16 protein-coding genes are annotated in these 19,486 nt (G+C 60.2%); 14 read left to right on the top strand and 2 right to left on the bottom strand.

Annotation, left to right across the window (positions count from 1 at the left end; all coding sequences use genetic code 11):
• The 9 genes from ugpC to EN857_RS15355 all read left to right on the top strand — a co-directional run bounded on the left by ugpC (position 1) and on the right by EN857_RS15355 (position 11,414).
• Positions 1-1,101: a sn-glycerol-3-phosphate ABC transporter ATP-binding protein UgpC gene (gene ugpC, locus EN857_RS15395; RefSeq protein ID WP_135858843.1), complete on the top strand. Its 1,101-nt coding sequence runs from the start codon at positions 1-3 to the stop codon at positions 1,099-1,101.
• Between the two features lie 9 nt (positions 1,102-1,110).
• Entirely contained in the window at positions 1,111-2,607 is a 1,497-nt protein-coding gene (locus tag EN857_RS15390; protein ID WP_135858841.1) for a GMC family oxidoreductase, read from the top strand.
• A gap of 191 nt (positions 2,608-2,798) precedes the next feature.
• Positions 2,799-4,208 (top strand): aspartate ammonia-lyase, encoded by a 1,410-nt coding sequence (locus EN857_RS15385; protein ID WP_127308987.1) that lies wholly within the window; start codon positions 2,799-2,801, stop codon positions 4,206-4,208.
• Between the two features lie 947 nt (positions 4,209-5,155).
• Positions 5,156-6,037 (top strand): ABC transporter permease, encoded by an 882-nt coding sequence (locus tag EN857_RS15380; RefSeq protein WP_127308988.1) that lies wholly within the window; start codon positions 5,156-5,158, stop codon positions 6,035-6,037.
• On the top strand, positions 6,038-6,826 hold the full coding sequence (locus tag EN857_RS15375; protein WP_127308989.1) for an ABC transporter permease: 789 nt from the start codon (positions 6,038-6,040) through the stop codon (positions 6,824-6,826).
• Positions 6,827-6,836: 10 nt separating this feature from the next.
• A complete protein-coding gene (locus EN857_RS15370; protein WP_127308990.1) occupies positions 6,837-7,922 on the top strand; it encodes an ABC transporter ATP-binding protein in 1,086 nt (361 codons plus the stop codon).
• A gap of 156 nt (positions 7,923-8,078) precedes the next feature.
• On the top strand, positions 8,079-9,224 hold the full coding sequence (locus EN857_RS15365; RefSeq protein WP_127308991.1) for an extracellular solute-binding protein: 1,146 nt from the start codon (positions 8,079-8,081) through the stop codon (positions 9,222-9,224).
• A gap of 84 nt (positions 9,225-9,308) precedes the next feature.
• Positions 9,309-10,904 carry a GMC family oxidoreductase N-terminal domain-containing protein gene (locus tag EN857_RS15360; protein ID WP_127308992.1) on the top strand — a complete coding sequence of 532 codons (1,596 nt, stop codon included), beginning with the start codon at positions 9,309-9,311 and terminating at the stop codon, positions 10,902-10,904.
• Between the two features lie 216 nt (positions 10,905-11,120).
• Positions 11,121-11,414 carry an FAD-linked oxidase C-terminal domain-containing protein gene (locus EN857_RS15355; protein WP_127308993.1) on the top strand — a complete coding sequence of 98 codons (294 nt, stop codon included), beginning with the start codon at positions 11,121-11,123 and terminating at the stop codon, positions 11,412-11,414.
• A gap of 299 nt (positions 11,415-11,713) precedes the next feature.
• On the opposite strand, the gene EN857_RS15350 is transcribed toward EN857_RS15355, so the two are convergent.
• Together EN857_RS15350 and EN857_RS15345 are read right to left on the bottom strand one after the other, a co-directional pair.
• A complete protein-coding gene (locus tag EN857_RS15350; protein WP_187331425.1) occupies positions 11,714-12,391 on the bottom strand; it encodes an HAD hydrolase-like protein in 678 nt (225 codons plus the stop codon).
• 33 nt (positions 12,392-12,424) lie between these two features.
• A complete protein-coding gene (locus tag EN857_RS15345) occupies positions 12,425-13,495 on the bottom strand; it encodes a LacI family DNA-binding transcriptional regulator (protein ID WP_127308995.1) in 1,071 nt (356 codons plus the stop codon).
• Positions 13,496-13,715: 220 nt separating this feature from the next.
• Here EN857_RS15345 and EN857_RS15340 point away from each other — a divergent pair, with 220 nt between their 5' ends.
• The 5 genes from EN857_RS15340 to EN857_RS15320 all read left to right on the top strand — a co-directional run bounded on the left by EN857_RS15340 (position 13,716) and on the right by EN857_RS15320 (position 19,474).
• A complete protein-coding gene (locus tag EN857_RS15340) occupies positions 13,716-15,017 on the top strand; it encodes an extracellular solute-binding protein (protein ID WP_189379533.1) in 1,302 nt (433 codons plus the stop codon).
• Positions 15,018-15,111: 94 nt separating this feature from the next.
• On the top strand, positions 15,112-16,050 hold the full coding sequence (locus tag EN857_RS15335) for a sugar ABC transporter permease (protein WP_187331424.1): 939 nt from the start codon (positions 15,112-15,114) through the stop codon (positions 16,048-16,050).
• On the top strand, positions 16,050-16,892 hold the full coding sequence (locus tag EN857_RS15330; RefSeq protein WP_127308998.1) for a carbohydrate ABC transporter permease: 843 nt from the start codon (positions 16,050-16,052) through the stop codon (positions 16,890-16,892). Before EN857_RS15335 ends, EN857_RS15330 begins: the two co-directional genes overlap by 1 nt.
• A 10-nt stretch (positions 16,893-16,902) precedes the next feature.
• A complete protein-coding gene (locus tag EN857_RS15325) occupies positions 16,903-17,970 on the top strand; it encodes an ABC transporter ATP-binding protein (RefSeq protein ID WP_127308999.1) in 1,068 nt (355 codons plus the stop codon).
• A gap of 16 nt (positions 17,971-17,986) precedes the next feature.
• The gene (locus EN857_RS15320) at positions 17,987-19,474 is read left to right on the top strand and encodes an aldehyde dehydrogenase family protein (RefSeq protein ID WP_127309000.1); all 1,488 of its coding nucleotides are present in this window, start codon (positions 17,987-17,989) and stop codon (positions 19,472-19,474) included.
• Positions 19,475-19,486 lie beyond the last annotated feature (12 nt).

Genomic DNA, 19,486 nt, shown 5'->3' with positions numbered 1-19,486 from the left:
ATGTCAACTCTCGAAATCGATCGTGCTCGCAAACTCTATGGTGAACTCGAAGTTCTGAAGGAGGTCAGCATCTCCATCGGAACCGGTGACTTCCTCGTACTGCTCGGCCCTTCGGGCTGCGGCAAGTCCACGCTGCTCAACATGATCGCGGGGCTGGAAGAGATATCGGGCGGAGAAATCCGCATCGCCGGCAAGGTGGTCAACGACCTCTCGCCGAAAGATCGGGATATTGCGATGGTGTTCCAGTCCTACGCGCTGTACCCCACGATGACCGTGCGCCAGAACATCGAGTTCGGCATGAAGATACGCGGTGTGCCACAGGCCGAGCGGGACAAGGCCGTGAAGACCGCGGCAGACCTGCTCCAGATGACGCATCTTTTGAATAGGAAGCCGTCCCAACTTTCGGGCGGTCAGCGACAGCGTGTGGCGATGGGGCGCGCGATCGTGCGTCAACCCAAGCTGTTCTTGTTCGACGAACCTCTCTCCAACCTGGACGCCAAGTTGCGCGTCGATATGCGCACGGAGATCAAGCGCCTCCACGCACGATTGGGAACCACCATCGTCTATGTCACCCACGACCAGATCGAGGCCATGACGCTCGCCACGCGCGTCGCCGTGATGAAGGACGGCGTGGTCCAGCACCTCGACGATCCGCAGTCGGTCTACGACCGGCCGGCGAACGTATATGTGGCCAAGTTCGTTGGCTCGCCATCGATGAACATCATTCCGGCGAAGCTCGAGGTGAAAGAAGGCCGCGCGGTTGCTGTCATCGACATCCCTGGCGCGGCGCCCACTGAACTCGCCGGAATTCCGGTCTCGTCGCAGGCGGCTGCCAAATACGCCGGGCGCAGGGTCTTTGTCGGGATCCGTCCTGAACTTTTCAGCCTTGCCGGCGCACAGTCTGCGCAAAAGCTGTCGGTAAATATCGACGTTGTCGAACCGACCGGACCCGACACGCTTGCCCTGTTCCAGGCAGGTGGCGTCGAGGTCACGGCGCGCGTGCCACCACGAGCCGTAGCAGCCCGCACGCCCGCGACCCTCGCTGTCGATACTGCCAAGATCGTGCTGTTCGATGCTGAGACCGAACAACGCATAGATTGAGGCGCCGACTTGGACCAGACAGCAGATATCGTCATCATCGGATCGGGGATTGGAGGCGCGTCCCTGGCCTATAGCCTTGCCGATAGCGGCAGGCGTATCGTGATCCTGGAACGTGGCGAGCACCTGCGGGATACCCCCGAAGCGCGCGATGATACGGCCATATTCCTCAAGGGATTTTATCGATCGAGCGAAGAGTGGATTGGCACCGATGGCGAGGCTTTCCTGCCGGGCAATTATTACTATGTCGGCGGCAATTCCAAGTTCTTTGGCGCGGTCTTGTACCGCTACAGAGAGGAAGATTTCTCGCCTCGCCCCCACATGGATGGCGCTTCACCAGGGTGGCCGATCACCTATGACGAACTCGAGCCGTGGTACGAGCGGGCCGAGGCGATCTTCAAGGTGCGCGGCGATGCCTCACAGGACCCGACGGAGCCGCCGCGTGTGAGCCCCTACCGCTTTCCCCCGGTGCAGGACGAGCCCGCCATCGCCGCTGTGCGGGCTCGCCTGAACAAGGCAGGCGTACACCCCTCCAGTCTTCCCCTGGCCATCGACATCGATGAATGGCTTCGCCGCGCCAAGACCGGATGGGATGCTTTTCCCAATACTGGATCCGGCAAGGTCGATGCTGAGGCCGGCCCGCTGGCGGCGGCGCTCGAGCACGGCAATGTCAGCCTCTTGACTGGGGCGAATGTCTTGCGCCTGGAGACCGATCCGGCCGGTCAGCAGATGATTGCCGCGGTGTTCCTGAAGGATGGCGTTGAGCAACGCATCAGCGCTGGCGTCTTCGCTGTTGCGGCCGGCGCCGTCCAGACCGCTGCGCTGCTGTTGCGGTCTGCCAATGGCGCGCACCCGCGCGGGCTGGCCAATGGCTCCGACCAACTCGGCCGAAATTTCATGAACCACAACACCACCGCCATGCTGACGATCGATCCGCTATCCGCCAACACATCGGTTTACCAGAAGACGCTTGCGTTCAACGACTTCTACAATGCCGATCCGGAGACCGGATTTCCGCTCGGAAACGTCCAGTTACTCGGACACATTACGGGAAATATCCTGAAGGCCAACGCACCACTACTGCCGCGCTGGCTGGCCGGTCTGATAGCCCGCAATTGCTATGGCTGGTTCCTAACCAGCGAGGATCTGCCCAATCCCGACAGCCGCGTCACGGTCAGCAACGGCCGCATCGTCATGCATTGGGTGCGCAGCAACATGCGGGCGCACGAGACCCTCATCCGCAAGACGCGTCACGTCATGCGCAAGGCGGGCTTTCCCATCGTTCTCACCCGAACTTTCGGCAGGAAGACGACTTCGCATCAGTGCGGCACTGCCAGACTAGGGAACGATCCGCAGACGTCGGTCGTGTCGACCGATTGCCGTTCGCACGAAATCTCAAACCTCTACGTGACCGACGCTTCGGTACTTCCTACATCAGCGGCCGTTAACCCCGCACTGACCGTTGCGGCCCTCGCCATCAAGGCTGGCGCCGCCATCAAGCAGAGGTGACGGTGTCACCTCCCGCGGCAGAGAGGACGCCGCTGAAGGCGAGCCCTGGTGGGACGCCGAGAACCTGAGCGTCGTACCCCGCAGAGGCCCGGGTCCAAGGCTTGCGGCAGCCCCGTCAGGCCGATCGGGTCCACAGGCAAGCGATGGGGCGGTGTGTGGTGCCAGATCCTGTCCTGAGAGAGGAAGCAACCATGTTTGTCGAACGCATCGAATCCGACCTGATCGGACCGCTCGCTATCCCTGGCAATGTGCTCTACGGCGTGCACACCCGTCGAGCGGAACAGAACTTTGACATTTCGGGGCTGCGCCTGAGGGATTTCCCCGAGCTCATCCAGTCGATGGCCATGGTGAAAAAGGCCGCTGGCCTGGCGAACATGGAACTCGGACTGCTCTCGCCCGAAAAGACACATGCCATATCGGATGCCTGTGACGAACTCATCGGACTTCGGGGGATCGAAGAGAATTTCCCCGTGGACATGATGCAGGGCGGGGCCGGCACGTCCACGAACATGAACGTCAACGAGGTTGTAACGAACCTGGCCTTGATCAAGCTCGGCGCAGCCGTTGGCGACTATACGAGACTGCACCCCAATGACGACGTAAACCTTTCCCAGTCGACCAACGATGTGTATCCGACCGCAATCCGGCTGACGGTGTTGCGAGCCTGCGAGGGACTGGTATCCGCAAAGGTCGGCTTGCGTGAGGCGTTCCGCGCGAAAGCGCTGCAGCATGCAAATGCCCTGAAGGTCGGCAGAACTCAGCTTCAAGATGCCGTTCCGATGACAGTCGGGCAAGAGTTCGGGGCCTTTGCCGAACTCATAGATGAGGACATCATCCAGCTTCAATCGGCATCGAGATTGTTGCTGGAAATCAACCTCGGCGGTTCGGCAATCGGCACGTCGATCAACGTGCCTCGCGAGTTCCCCAGTATCGTTTGCCGTCATCTGTCGCAAATATCCGGGATTCAGCTTATCGCCGCGCGCAACCTTATCGAGGCAACGTCCGACACCGGAGGTTTTGTCTCCTTTTCAGGTATGCTGAAGCGCATCGCTGTCAAGCTGACCAAGATCTGCAACGATCTGCGCCTCCTTAGCAGCGGACCGCTCGGCGGCCTCGGCGAGATTCGCTTGCCGCCGGTACAGGCCGGCTCTTCCATCATGCCGGGCAAGATCAACCCCGTCATTCCGGAGATGATGAACCAGCTCAGTTTCCAGGTCATTGGGAATGATCTTGCCGTGACGCTCGCCGCGAGCGCCGGGCAGCTCCAACTGAATGCAATGGAACCGGTGATCGTCTTGAACATCCTGCAATCAATGCGGTTGTTGACGAGAGGAATGCGGATTTTCAAAGAGCGCTGCGTGGACGGGATCGAAGTCGACGAGGATCGCTGCAAAGCCCTGCTTGACCAATCTCTTGCTTTGGCCACGCCGTTGGCAAAGCTCATTGGCTATAGCAAAGCGGCGGAGCTGTCGAAGCGCGCTTTGGCAGGGAAGAGAAATTTGCGCCAGGTCGTTGAAGACGAAGGTGTTCTGCTCCCTGAACAGATTGAGCAAATCTTCGGCAACAGCGCCGAGTTCATCGGTCTTTCAGATGCTCCTTAGGATTTATGGTCGTAAGATATATTCCGTTCCGTAGAGATTGTGATGCGTTGTTGTAGCGCAAGATCGGAAGCGCTTCCGAAGGAATAAGAAGTTGTACGCTTCAAGTGGCTCCGTGTGTGCGTGAGACGAGGTCGGGCTTTTCTAAAGTCATCCACCATCTGGTGGACGAATGAAGCAGTGACGTCGACGAAGCGCCGCATCTCCGCTTCGGCCGGGGTTGCTTGGGGAACCGGCTGTCGGGGTAGATGAAGGCCAAATACTGGCCTTGAAGCTACCTGACGCGCGGCGGCTGTGCGGTTTGTCGTTCGCCAACTGACGGCCGCATTTCCGGCTGTAACTGCACCTGAAGGCTGAAGGGTGGACGTAAGTATAAAGTATGGTGCCCTCAGCCAATCGAAACGGGATCAACTTGACGCGCTGTGGAGCAAGTGACGCCAAGCGACGCCAAGCGACGCGCAAACTGAAATGGGCAAAGATACTCCCGGCCGCGAACGGCGGCCTGAGCGACAAGGTTATAGTCGCAATCTTGAAGGTCTGGGGGTCGACGATTTATCGGACCCGGCGGGGCCTTGTGGAAGCGAACCTGGAGAAGCGCTCGTCGAGGAGACGCCTCGCGTGCCGTCACAGTGCCGCCCCTGCGCGCATGTCTTGACGCTAATGTCGATTTTCCTAGCGCCAATCAGAGCAAAGGACGCGCAGCTACGCAAGACATGCTTCACCTCGCTTCAACAAACCTGTGTCTGCGAAATTGTGTGACGCGTCAATCTGGAAGAACCTACTGGAAGAACAAAGTGCGCGGTCAACAGGGTTCGACCAGCCGCCGGGGACATGCATTACAACTGAGACTTTGATGATCGTGGCCCAGCCGACTCCGCGGCTGAAAATTGAGCCACGTACTCAAAAGTGCGAGCGGACGACGGACCGTCACCCGCCGGGATAGGCAAAAGATGAGCCTGGCACGAACAAGGACTAGTGCAATCCTGGCGGGCCCCACGGTCGCCTACATGTTGGCTTTCTTCGTCGTTCCCAGCCTTATCCTTCTCGTCTACAGCTTCTGGTCATCCGCCTCCTACCGCATCGTTCCGGATTTCCAGTGGGGCAACTATGCAGACTCGCTGATGTCGCCGGTGTTCTGGAAAGTCACCTTCAACGCCATCCGCATCGGCCTGTTGACTGCTACGGTCAGCCTGATCCTCGCGATTCCGGTCGGCTACTACCTTGTTTACATCAGCCGCTCGCAAGTCATCCTCTACCTAATCCTGATCACGTGGTTCTCGAGCTACCTCGTGCGCATCTATGCCTGGCGCACGTTGCTCGGCACCAACGGCGTGCTCAACACGGTCTTGCTACAGCTCGGCCTTATCGACCATCCACTCGAGGCGTTACTGTTCAACTCCTTTGCAGTTACGATCACGCTGGTTCACGTTTATCTTCCATTCTGCATTCTGCTGGTGGTGGCCTCGCTCAGCGAGATCAAACGCGACCTGATCGATGCCGCGCGCGATCTCGGCACCACGTCGTTCGGCGCATTTCATAGGGTCATCGCGCCGAACGCGGCCAACGGTCTCATTGGCGCCTTCATGCTCACCTTCATTCTCGTCTCGGGCGACTACGTGACGCCGCAGATGCTCGGCGGCGCATCTGGCCAAACCACCGGACTGCTCATCGCGGACCAGTTCCGCAAGACCGGTAATTGGCCGCTGGGAGCGGCGCAGGCGTTCATCATGTTCGCTGTCTCGGTGCTTCTTTACACGATCCTGCTGGGGCTCGGCCGCGTCAGCGGACTGATCGTCAAACGCCGGCGACCAACCGCCTCCGCGGAGGCTTAAATGCTGATCAAGCTCGTCGTGTGGACCATCCTAGCCTTCTTGCTGGCGCCGCTCGTCATCATCGTGCTGTTCAGCTTCCACGATTCGCCGTCGCTTTCCTTTCCGTTCGCCGGCTTCAGCCTGCGCTGGTACGAGGAATTGCTGGGCAATCCGCAACTGAGCGCCGCGGTGCTGAAAAGCCTTGGCATCGCGCTGCTGACCGCTGTCATCACCCTGCTGCTCGGCGCGACGGCTTCTTTGGCTTGGCTGCGTTCCGGTCGCTTCGGCCGCAACCTGATCGAGGCAGTGACGGTCACGCCGATCGCGCTGCCCGGCCTGTTCGTCGGCGTGTCGCTGCTGGTCCTCTTCGCCCAGGCTGGGGTGCAGCTTTCAACTGTGACCATCGTCATCTCGCATGTCGTCATCGCCATCCCGATCATGATTGTGGCCATGAAGGCGCGACTTACCCTGTTCGACATGTCGCTGGAGGAAGCGGCTCGCGACCTGGGCGCCAGCCAGTTGCAGACCTTCTCGCGCGTCACGCTGCCGCTGATCGCGCCGACGCTCATTTCCTCGGCAATCCTCGCCTTCGCCGTCTCTTTCGACGAGTTCGTCGTGACGTCTTTCGTGGCAGGCACCGAGACGACGCTGCCCATGTACATCTGGTCGATGATGCGGCGCACCGTGACACCCCTCATCAACGCCATCTCCACACTGGCTCTCGCCTTCTCAGTCGTCATTCTGGTAGGCGCGTGGGCGATCGGCAGGTGGCGTCGCAGTTCATCCATCTCAGGCCGCGAAACGTCGTGAGGAGCCCAGCATGACCCCTCCCAATCCCATCATAGAGATCAAACGCGGCAAGAAAGTCTTTGGCAGCTTCATCGCGCTGTCCGACATCGATCTCGCGATCGAGGAGGGCGAGATTCTCACCCTGCTCGGGCCGAGCGGCTGCGGCAAGACCACGCTGATGCGCCTCATCGCGGGCTTCGACAGCCTGACCGAAGGCTCGCTACGCATCGGCGGCGTGGATGTCGCCGGCGTGCCGCCGGAGCGACGGCCCGTCAACATGGTATTCCAGCGCTACGCGCTCTTCCCGCATCTGGACGTCTTCGAGAACGTCGCTTTCGGCCTAAAGGTCAAGGGCCTTCCCAAGAACGAGATCAAGGAACGCGTTCAGCGGATGCTACACATCGTGCAGCTGGACAGCTTCGCCAACCGCTATATCGATCAGATCAGCGGTGGGCAGAGCCAGCGTGTCGCGTTGGCGCGGGCGCTTGTGAATGGACCGAAAGTCCTGCTCCTCGACGAGCCGCTAGCAGCTCTCGACCTCAAAATCCGCCAGCACATGCTTTCTGAGATGAAGCGCATCCACGCGGAAACCGGTGCCACCTTTGTCTACGTAACACACGACCAGGACGAAGCCATGATCCTGTCGGACCGCGTTGTGCTCATGGAGAAAGGACGGTTCGTTCAGGTCGACCGCCCCGAGGACATGTATGCGAAGCCTAAGTCGCTGTTTGCTGCGAAATTCCTCGGCGAGACCAACCTGTTCGAGGCCAAGGTTACACACGTCAACGGCGTCGGTACAACGGCGGTAACGCCCTCCGGAATCCGCTTCCTCGCAAGCCACGCGCCGAATGCGTCAAGGGACGACAAAGTTGCAGTTTCCCTTCGTCCGGAATCGCTGAGTTTCCAGGAGGGCGACGCAGCGCGGCAGTCGGTCGAGGGGACAGTCGACGACATTGCCTTCATCGGCAGCCGCTCCTTCTATACCGTGCGGCTGGACGACCAGTCCTTCGTCCGCATCCAGGTGCAACGCGACGGCCGCAACCTCCTGCCAGCGTTGCATGCGCGGACCAAGGTTTTCTGGGACGCCCACAATGTGGTGATGTTGCCAAACCATTGACCCAGCCGCCGCCAGTAAGGCAGGGCCGCCCACCATTCGCAGGATGGCGCACGGCTTGCGTCGTCAAGCGGCGGCAATTTCGATCATGCGAAATTGTGGAAGCGTCTGCGAAGCGGGAAACTTTCCAAGCCAAGAAACACGAAAAGGGGAACGAAGATGAGACGAATTTGGTCAACAGGCGAGATCCTGCAGGCGAGGGTAGGCCGCCGCTCCTTCCTTCAGGGCGCCACGGCTCTGGCCGGCGGCGCAATGCTTGGTCCGCTTCTGCCCTTCCCGGCGCGCGCCGCAAGCGGCGACCTGCAGATTATGGCTTGGGAAGGCTGGGAGCTGACAGATGAACTCGCCGACTGGCGTGCCAAGAACGGCATCAACGTCCAGGTCAGCGCCATGGGCAATCAGGACGACGTGACGACAAAGTTCAGCGTGCCGAACCCGCCGCCCTTCGACGCCGCCGAGTATAACCAAGGCTACGCCGACCTCTACCTCGACGTTTTGAAGATCGCCAAGCCGCTCGATAAGGTCAAGCTGTCGAACTACAACAAGGACAATCTCTTCGACGTCTTCTACGACAAGCCGACCTGGTTCCGAAACGGCCAGCTCTACGGCGTGCCCTATGCATGGGGACTCAACGCTTTGGTCTATAATCCGGCGCTGATGGAAAAGCCTACCTCCTACGAGGACCTGCTCAAGCCCGAGTTGAAGGGCAAGATCGCCTTCGTCGATGATACGCTCGCCACTTGGCCTATCGCTGCCCGTATGGCCGGCCTCGGTGACAAGTTCCCGAATGTCACGCCCGACGAGATGAAGGCCATCTTTGAAAACCTCAAGAAGTACCGCGACCAGTCGCGAATCATCAGCCTGACCTACGGAGACCTCGTTTCGCTGTTCGTTTCGGGCGAAGTGGCCGCGCTCTTCTGTGGTTGGACCGGCATCCCGGTCGAAACCGCCAAGCAGGGTGTCAAAACCGAATACACGATCCCGAAGGAAGGCGCCGGTACCTGGTGTGATGCCTGGTTCATGCCGCCGTCGGTCGACAACGAGGATGCCGCTTACGCCTTCATCGACATGGCGATTTCGCCGGAAATCCAGGCCAAAGTCGTCACCCGCAACGCCGCCGGCGTGGTATCGCCGAAGGCGGTTGACCTTTTGCCACCGGAGACCAAGGCGCTGTTCGACTATTCAGACGTCGAAGGCATCTTCAAGTCGTCACCGCTGCTTGGCATTCCACCGCTTGAGTCGACCCAGTTCGCCACTTACGCCGACTGGGTCGCAGCTTGGAATGAATTCAAGGCCGCCGGCTGACCGGCGCCTCGCTCTTTCCTCTTATGCCCGCATAGTGAGGCGGCCTCGTCCTGCGCCGCCTCGCTGTCTCTTAACGGATAGCAGATGCCCGACTACATCGTGATCGGGGGCGGCTCGGCCGGATGCGTCGTCGCCTCACGCCTTTCCGAAGACCCCGCTACATCCGTGCTCCTTCTCGAAGAAGGCCCGGAAGACCGACACATCGCGATCCATCTGCCTGCAACGGTCTACAAGACGGCGACCGGCAATTTGCTGCAACGCTTCGAGCAGGAAGTCACAGCCGGAAACCCGAAAGCCCGTCCGCCGACCATGGTGCAGGCGCGAGTGCTGGGCGGCGGCTCATCGGTCAATGCCATGCTCTATGTGCGCGGCATCCCCTCCGACTATGACGGCTGGGCAGCCAACGGCGCCGAAGGATGGTCCTACGCAGATGTGCTGCCGTTCTTCTTGAAGGCGGAAGATAACGACACGCTGGCAGGCCCAGCGCATGCGCGCGGCGGACCTCAACACGTATCCAGTCCCGAGCATGTCAGCCCGTTGACCAGGACTTGGCTGCAGGCCTGCCAACAGGCCGGTATTCCCTATGTCGCTGACTTCAACGGTGGCGAGCAGGCGGGCTCGGGCCTCTACCAGCTCACGCTGCGCAACGGCCGCCGTGCCAGCGCGGCCGTATGCTACCTGAGACCGGCGCGCAGGCGGCGCAATCTCTCCGTACAGACCAGCAGCCGCGCCCTGCGCATCCTCTTTGACGGCAAACGGGCTGTCGGCGTTGAGTATATGCGCGGCGGCGTCCGCATCGTGGCGAAGGCCGAACGCGAGGTGATCGTGTCGGCAGGCGCCATCAATTCGCCCCGGCTGCTGCAACTCTCAGGGATTGGCCCGGCCGCGCATCTGGCCCAGCTGGGCATTCCGGTGGTTCATGACCTGCCCGGCGTTGGCCGGGGCCTCCAGGATCACATGGATGTCTATCTGATCTATGAGCTGAACGGCCCACACGGTTACGACAAGTACAAAAAGCTGCATTGGAAGGCTTGGGCGGGGCTGCAATATGCGCTTTTCCGCAAAGGTCCGGTCTGCTCGAACATCATCGAAGGCGGCGCCTTCTGGCGGGTCAATTCAGACGATCCGCACCCCGACATCCAGTTCGCCTTCCTCGCCGGCTCGGGGGTCGAGGACGGCGTCGCGCCAGTAGAGAGCGGCTATGGCTGCACACTCAACGCCTGCCAGATCCGGCCGCGCTCACGCGGCTTCGTCGAACTGCGCTCGGCCGACCCGGTCGATCCTCCGCGCATCCAGCCGAACTATCTGTCGGACCCCTATGATCTCGACACCATGGCCCAAGGCGTGCGCCTCGGCCAGAAGATCATGAGCCAGTCGCTGCTGGAGCCCCTAATCAGGCGCGAGACGCACCCTGGCCGGCAAATGCGATCGATGGACGACTACCGCCACTACGTCAAGGAAATGGCGCAAGGCGCATTGCATCCGACCGGCACGTGCAGGATCGGCAAGGACGCCAGGGCTGTCGTCGACGGCCAATTGCGTGTCCACGGCGTTTCGGGGCTGCGCGTCGCCGACGCTTCCGTCATGCCAACCGTGCCGTCCGGCAACACCAATGCGCCAGCGATCATGGTCGGCGAGCGCGCCGCCGATTTCCTCCGCCGCAGCCGCAACGATCTTTGATGATCCTGGCTAACGCGTGTGATGCGCGTCAGGCCGACGCGGTGCAAGCCTGACCCTCTTTTGCCAAACCGCACAACACGGTTCCGCAGACCGCAGTGACGCTCCTCCAGTTTCTGACTGAATGGACACCCGCGCTGACAAGGAGGAGGCGCACTTTCCGAAAGGAGTGCGCCAAAAGAGCCGCTAGCACGGGGCGCGTAATCGACCGGCTACGACCTGACCAAGCTCTTCATCGGGTCCGAAGGCACTCTCGGCGTAATCACACAACTCACCATCCGCGTTCATGGCGTCCCAGAAGAGACCGTCGCGGTGTGCGGCTATCCTTCGCTGAAGGCTGCGGTCGCCACGGTGCCTCAAATTATTCAACTTGCATTGCCGATTGCGCGAGCGGAGCTGATGGACGAGCCCGCCATGCCGGCATGCGTCGACTACTTCAAGCTCGATTATGAATACGGCCTACCTTGTTTTTCGAATTCGCTGGCGCGCCCCAAGCTGTTGCCGAACAGATAGCCACTGTCGGGGCGAAATCCGCCGAAATGGGCGGAGGCGAGTTTCGCTGGGCCAGAGGAGAGCGGGGCGGCCCTGTGGCGCGCGCGCCATCGCATGCACAGTGCGTTGTTGGCCAGCCGGCCCGGCGCGAAGGTAATGCCCACGGATGCTTGCTTCGGCAACAGCGCCGAGTTTGCGGGTCTCTCGAACGCCGTCTCGGCTTGAAGGGCAAACGGCCCCGCGTGAGGCACTCGCAGCCACAAAGCCGGGTTGGCAAGCACGATATCAATGAAAGTGGGGAGTGACGTACTGAGTGGACTTCAAAATCCAAGCAGACGGGTAGCATCTGTCAGGTCGGGAAGGGACAGGACTCCTTCCGGGAAATTCGTTGGTGACGGGCCGTTGCGGATTCCGAGGAACGGGATTCCCAGTTCGATCGCCGCCGAACACTCGGTGATGGAATCACCGACAGCCACCACCGTTTCCCGGGCAAGGCCCAAGGCAAGGATCCCGGTGAAGGCCTCATGCTTTCTGGTAGGCGCACCGATGACGATTTCGAAATAGGGGTTCAGGTCGCGTTGTCGGACGATCTCGACCAACTCTCCATGCGGCGTACCCGAGACGACAAAAAGCCGGGAGGGACCGCGAGCGGCGTCCAGCAGCGATCTGGCCCCGGGGATGAAAGGTGCGGAAAGTACCTTCTTGAAAACGATATCCGTGAACCTTTGTGACAGGAAAGAAAGTCTCTCCTCGGTCGGTTCCTGGCCGAGCATCGTTTTGTCAAAATGTTTGAACTTTTCTCGACGAGATACGCCTCCATGCTTGCGCTGATAATCCAGGATGAAAGCAGCCCATTCTTCGCCTTTCTCGGAATAGATCTCCGCAAAAGCCTGAGCCTTGATCTCGGCTGAATCCAAGATGACGCCGTCGAAATCGAAGATTATCGCCGAAGGGCGGGCCGGGAGAACTGTCTTAGGGGGCACGCCTTGCCTCTTCATTGCGATGTTTCCCATGGCAGCAGCGGCAATGGTCTACACGGCGCTGGCGAGGCGCAGTTGCTTCAGGCCTCGCGGGGGGCAAGCCGATTTTCTCACGATCAATTGAGAGTCCAGCCGCACAAAGCGAGGAGACTCTCCTGTGGAAAGCGACATGTGGAGCATCTCGGCGCTCAGGCGTCCCATTTCCTCGGCGGGCACGGCAATCGTCGTCAGCGGAGGGTCCAACTGTGCGGCATACTCTGCGTCGTCGAAGCCCACGACGGAGATGTCCTGTGGAATGCGAATCCCAAGCCGGCGGCTTTCGCTTAGGGCGCCGAAGGCAACCACGTCGGTATTGCAGACCAGTGCGGTTGTGTCGGGATATTTGACCAGCAGGGCGCGCATCGCTTCGGCGCCGTCGCGGATGGTAAAGTCGCGAATAATGATGTTCTCCTCGCCCTCCAGTTGTCTCGCCCCTATGAAATCCTTGTAGGCGGCAATTCTGGTGCGCTGACGATCGCTGCCCTTCGGGCTGCCAGCAATCATGGCAAAATTTCTGTGGCCAAGATCCGCGAGGTATTCCATCGCGCTCTGGGTGGCGGCGTAGTTGTCAAAGCCGATACAGGGCACGATCTCTTCGGGGATATACGAGTAGGTCGTGACGACCGGTATATGCGGCTCCTTCAGGTAGCGCACCAGTGCCGGATCCTCTATCGCCCCAACCAGCAGCAGCGCTTCGGCGCCGCGATCGACCAGCGTCTTGACCTTCTCGAACACGTTGGCGTGCTCGAAACCTGTCGTGGCGACAATCGTGATGTAGCCATGCTGAGCGAACGTATCCTGGAAGTGATTGATCATCTTTGCAAAGATAGCGTAGTCGAGGGTGGGAATGGCGGCCCCGACAATGTGTGTCTTACGCGACCGAAGCGCCTTGGCGGCAGGATTGGCGGCGTAACCGAGGCGTTGCGAAATCGCCAGCACACGCCGGCGCACATCCTCGCTGACGAGATCGGGCAGGTTGAAGGCTCTCGACACTGTCGCGACAGATACGCCCGCCTCCCGGGCGACATCGAACACGCCAGCTCGTTTCTTGAGCTTTGACTGTTTCGTCTTTTTACCGGGCATACGCCGCCACCGTGATCGTTGGTTTCACCGACCTTCAGCCTTTGTCTTCGACTTCGCCCGGCTTGACAAGTCATAAAGCGCTTCAGGTGAAATCGTTTTCATATTTCAAGATTGGCGCTTGACAAGGGGGTGCTGGGTCATGAAAATGAAAACGTTTACACGATTTGGGAACGCTAAGGCGTACTCGGTTCGCCTTGCATCAAAACAGGAGGAGCAACAAGTGACCGACCCGATCAGACTGCCCTTTTCCCGTCGCGACTTTTTGAAGGCTTCCGCCGGTCTTGCCGCGGCGATGGCGGCGTATCGCGCCTCGTCGGCCTATGCGGAGGAGGTGACGCTCAACATCCTCAACAGCAACTCGGTGTGGGCCGGGGCCCTGACTGACCAGGTGGCGAAGGCCTACACGGGCGCAAAGATCACCGGCGAGTCCAATCCCTATGAGTCGCACTATGAAAAGATGCTGATCGAGCTCTCGCAGGGCTCCGAGACGTTCGACATCATCACCACCGACAGCCTCTGGGTTCGCCAGCCGCAGCGCAATAAGTGGGCGCCGACGATGGAAGACATCAAGGCTGCGACGCCGGGCCTTCCCGACATCAACTACGGGAACGTCACCGAAGGATCGCTCCAGTACTCGATCTATCAGGGCAAGCACTACGGCCTGCCGCTCGCCATGACAATTCCAGTATTCATCTATCGCCGGGACCTGTTCGAGAAGGCTGGCATCGACAAGGTGCCTGTCACCTGGGACGAGTATGTCGCGGCCGCCAAGAAGCTGCACAGTTCGGATGTGGCCGGAAACACGCTGTGTCTGGGAGGGCAGGACGCCCACATGTCCGGCGACTGGATGACCCGTGTCATGGGTATGACGAAGCTTGCGCCCACGGATGACGGTTGTTTCAACGATGCCAACGAACCCGTCTTCAATTCGGAACGGCAGGGCGAGCATGCCATCGAGCGGCTGAAGGAGGTCTTGCAGTATTGCCCGCAGGGCGTGTCCGGCTTCGACTATCCGGAAGGCCAGTCGGCGATCGGCCAAGGCACGGCAGCCATGATCATATCCTGGTCGGACGCGCTCTCCGGAATTGAGAGTGGACCGCACGCCGGCAAGTTCGGTTACGCCGTGGCGCCCACGGAGAAGTTCCAGCAGTCGATGATTGGCGGCTGGACCGTGGTGTTGAATGCCTCGAGCAAGAAACAGGCCGAAGGCTACAAGTTCCTGGCCTGGCTTGCCGATGGTGGCTACAAATATTTCTCGGAAGCTGGCGAAACGTCGATTTGCTACAAGCCGGATCTGGACAATCCCGAGATGATCAAGAAGATCCCCGGACTTCACGTCTTTGAGGATTTCAAGACCCGCGGCACGCAACCGATCGCTATCCCGCCGTACCGCCTCACCAACGCGGTGGAAGTGCAGCGGGCGATCTACGAGGAGGTCCTCGCGGGCGTGACCGGGCGAAAGACGCCCAAGACCGCCATGGTCGATGCCGTTGATCGAGTGGCAAAGCTCATCAAGGGCTGAAGTCGCCGCACCGGTGCGTCGGGATATCCGACCGTCGTTGAACAGGAACGCGCCGCGAGCCTATGCCCGCGTGCGCCCTGGAGAGCAGGGAACCATGACAGCCAGCATAGAGAGTTTGCCAATCGCAAGCGACCGCGCGCAGCGCGCCGGAGAGCGCTACACGGGCATGATCCTGCTTGCGCCGACCATGATCATCATGACTGTCGTCGGTCTGTTTCCACTCCTCCACTCACTGTACATGAGCATCACCGGCTATAGGCCGGCGGATCCGGACAAGTTCCAGGGATTTGTCGGTCTCGGCAACTATGCGGATGCGCTCGCGGACGCCCAGTTCCTGCATTCAATCCTGCTGACGCTGCTGTTCACGGTGCTCTCGGTCGGACTGTCCCTTACCTTCGCGATTCTGCTCGCCCTGCTTTTCAACCTCAGGCTCAGGGGTTTCACCGTTCTCAGGACCATCATCATCGTGCCGATGCTGATCACGCCGATCGCGGTCGGCATCACCTGGCGCATCATGATGATGCCCGATCTCGGCGTGCTCAACTACGTGCTCAGCCTCGCGGGCATCCCGCCCCAGCCTTGGGCCGGCGAGAAAGCCAGCGCCATGGCTTCGATGGTGCTTGTCGATGTCTGGCAGTGGACGCCGTTTATGTTCCTCATCATCTTTGCCGGCCTGTCAGCGCTGCCGAAGAGTCCCTTCGAGGCCGCGGCGATCGACGGCGCATCCCCCATTCAGACATTCTTCATGGTTACTCTGCCGATGCTCAGGCCGGTGATTGTCATCGCCAGCCTGCTGCGGATCGTCGACGCCATCCGAACCTACGACACCGTCTACATCATCACCCGAGGCGGCCCCGACTTCGCCACCGATCTGCTCAGCGTCTATCTGGCGCGCGTGAATTTCCGTTTCTTCAATCTCGGATACGGCGCCGCGCTGTCCTGGATCACGCTGCTGATCATCCTGACCGTGGTTCTGATCTTCGTGAAGTATACCGGCTTCATGCGCATGGTGAACGAAAAGGAGGCACGCTGATGTCGAGTTCGACTGCGCCACGTGGATCGCTCTTCAGCGGTATCGGCTACTATCTGCTGGCCCTGATCTCGACCGCCTTCTTCGCCTTTCCGATCGTCTGGATGACGCTGTCTTCGCTGAAGTCGGATGTCGACATATCGGCCTATCCGCCGAAATGGATATTTTCACCGACACTGGAGAGCTTTCGCAAGCTTTTCACCGAACTCAACGCGATGGATGCGTTGATCAACAGCGCCTTCATCGTCTGCCTGGCCACGCTGTTTGCAATGATCGCAGGCACGCTCGCCGCCTACGGACTGGCCCGATTTGACGTGAAGAACAAGAACTTCATCGCCTTCGAAGTCCTGTCGATCCGCATGTTGCCGCCCATGGTCAGCGTCATCCCGCTGTTCATCATCGCCAAGCAACTTGGCATCTTCGACACGCCGTGGCTGTTGATCGCCGTCTATACGCTGAATGGTCTGCCGTTCGTGGTCTGGGTGATGCGCGTCTTTATCCAGGAGATTCCACAGTCGATCGAAGAGGCCGCGCTCATCGACGGCTGCAGCCGCTTCGAGTGCTTCTGGCGCGTAACCTTGCCTCTGCTTTTGCCGGGTCTCGCGGCGACCATGGTGATCATCTTCATGTTCGCCTGGAACGAATTCCTGCTCGCCAGCATCCTGACCTCGTCGGAAGCGCGCACCTTGCCCGTCATCGCGGCCAGCTCGATCAAGGCCAAGGCTATCTCGTGGGGATTGGGATCGGCCGCGGGCGTGCTGATGTCGTTGCCGGTCGTCGTGCTCGTGCTGTTGATGCAAAAATACCTGGTCAGGGGTTTGACCCTCGGCGCCGTGAAGGGATGAGGAAGAGATAATGGGTATCGAAGTCAAATCCGTATACAAGCGCTTTGGCGCCTTTACCGCCGTCAACGGCGTCTCGGTCGACATCAAGGACGGCGAGTTCTTCGTCATGCTTGGCCCCTCCGGCTGCGGCAAGACCACGACCTTGCGGATGATCGCCGGACTGGAACTCCCCAGCGGCGGCCAGATAAAGATCAATGGCCGCGACGTCACCTACGAGGAACCTCGCCATCGCGACATCGCGATGGCGTTCCAGGACTACGGACTTTATCCGCACCTGTCGGTATTCCAAAACATCGAGTTCCCGCTGAAGGTGCGCAAGATTGCCGAGGGCGAGCGCAAAAAGAAGGTGCAGGCGACCGCGGAGAAACTGGGAATTGCCGAGTATCTGGACCGCAAACCGGGGCAGATCTCCGGCGGGCAGAGGCAGCGCGTCTCCCTGGCGCGGGCCCTGGTCCGTAACCCGCGTGTCTTCCTGATGGACGAGCCTCTCTCGAATCTCGATGCCAAGCTGCGAGCCACGATGCGCACCGAGATCAAGAAACTCGTGACGAGCCTCGGCATCACCACTGTCTACGTGACCCACGATCAGATCGAAGCCATGTCGATGGCTGACAGGATCGCCGTCATGCGCCGCGGCGACATGGTGCAGGTCGCAACCCCGCTCGAAATCTATGACAGGCCGAGGACCGAATTCGTCGCCGACTTTATCGGGTCGCCTCCTATGAACCTGTTTCCTGCCCACTTTGACGGCAAGAAGGGAATCGCCGCTACCGTGCAGCCATTTGCCGACAGTCTGTCCGGCGAGGTCGCCGACAGGGCAAGCAGCTTTGCCGATGCCCAGGGACAATTCTATGTCGGCGTACGCCCCGAGCATCTCATGATCGTGCGCGACGGCGTTGAAGGCGCAGCCTCTGCAAATGTCGACTTCGTGGAGCCCCTGGGGCAGACAACCAATGTCTACGTCGACTGCGGTGGTCACAAATTCATCGTCGTGACGGATCGCACCGAAGCCAAGATCGGCGACGTTGTCGGTGTAGCCGTAACCCCCGGCAAGAGCCGGCTCGTCGCGCGCAACTGACCGGGGACGTGAGCTGATGAACGTGCGCGAATACGAGAACTGGATCGATGGCGCCTGGGCGAAGACCGATCGCAAGGTGGAACGCAAGTCACCGGCCCATGGCGAGCTGCTGGCGAGGTTCGCGCAAAGCGACGAGAACGCCGTCAACGCCGCGATCGAAGCTGCCCGAAGGGCTTTCGATGACCGATCCATATGGTCAGCCATCCCTGGCGCCGAGAGGGCAAAGGCTCTCGGGCGCTGGGTGGATCTGCTGATCCGTGAGATCGACAGGCTTGCCTTGATTGAGGCCGAAGAGGTCGGCAAGCCGATCCGCTTCGCCAAGGCCGAGGTCGAATGGTCGATAGAGCTTGCGCGCTATGCTGCAGCGCTCGCCTGGCAAATCCCCGGAGATCTGGTTTCCAATATCGGGGACGCAAATCTGGGCCTTGTGACCCGTGAACCGCGCGGCGTGATCGGAATGATAACGCCGTGGAACTTTCCCCTGGTTACGCTGTTCCAAAAGCTGCCATTCGCGCTCGCTGCTGGCTGTACGGTTGTGATCAAGCCGTCCGAGCTGACCTCAGGGTCGACGCTGGAAATCGCCAGGCTCGCGAAAGACGCGGGCCTTCCCGACGGCGTTATCAATGTCGTCACCGGCTCCGGCCGCACCGTCGGCGAGATGCTGACAGGGCATCGTAAGGTCGACATGATCTCGTTCACCGGCTCGACTGCGGTTGGAATCAGGATCGCACAGCGCGCTGCCGAACAAGTCAAACGCGTTGGCCTCGAATTGGGCGGCAAGGCGGCAAATATCGTCTTTGCCGATGCCGATATCGACGCCGCGCTGGATGGCATCCTGCTTGGCTACGTTCTCAATCAAGGCGAGGAATGCGTTCAAGGCACGAGGCTGCTGGTCGAGGACAGCGTCGCGGACAGCTTCCTGGAAAAGCTGGTCGAGCGCTCGAAGAAGATCCGGCTCGGCCTGCCGACGGATGAAAAGGCGGATGTCGGAGCGCTGATCCATGAAAAGCACATGGAACAGGTGCTGTCCTACATCCAGAGTGGCGTAGACGAGGGCGCTACACTTTTGCTCGGCGGCAGCCGTGTCACGGAGAACGGCCTGGGCAACGGCTTCTATGTCGCCCCCACGATCTTTTCCGACGTCACCCCGGATATGACGATCTTCCGCGAAGAGATTTTCGGGCCGGTTCTGGCTGTCACCCGTTTCGCCAGCGTGGATCAGGCGATCGCCTTTGCCAACGATACGAATTATGGACTCGGCAATGGTGTCTGGACGAAGGACATAGACAAGGCGATCCGCGTTTCACGCGAACTCCGCAGCGGGACGGTGTATGTGAACACCTTTCTCGAGACCGCTGTTCAGCTTCCGTTCGGAGGGTTCAAGGAGAGCGGAATCGGTCGTGAAAACGGCCTGGACGGATTGCTCGAGTTCACCGAGGTAAAGTCGACCTTTATCAAGCTAGGGCAGCGCCCGCACGCCTTGCCGCACACCGTGGCGAACTGACACGTAAGGAGT

The sequence above is a fragment of the Mesorhizobium sp. M4B.F.Ca.ET.214.01.1.1 genome (assembly GCF_004791545.1).
Taxonomy (GTDB): Bacteria; Pseudomonadota; Alphaproteobacteria; order Rhizobiales; family Rhizobiaceae; genus Mesorhizobium; species Mesorhizobium abyssinicae.
Note: the sequence above shows the minus strand (reverse complement) of the source record. Positions and strands in the feature narration are given on the sequence as shown.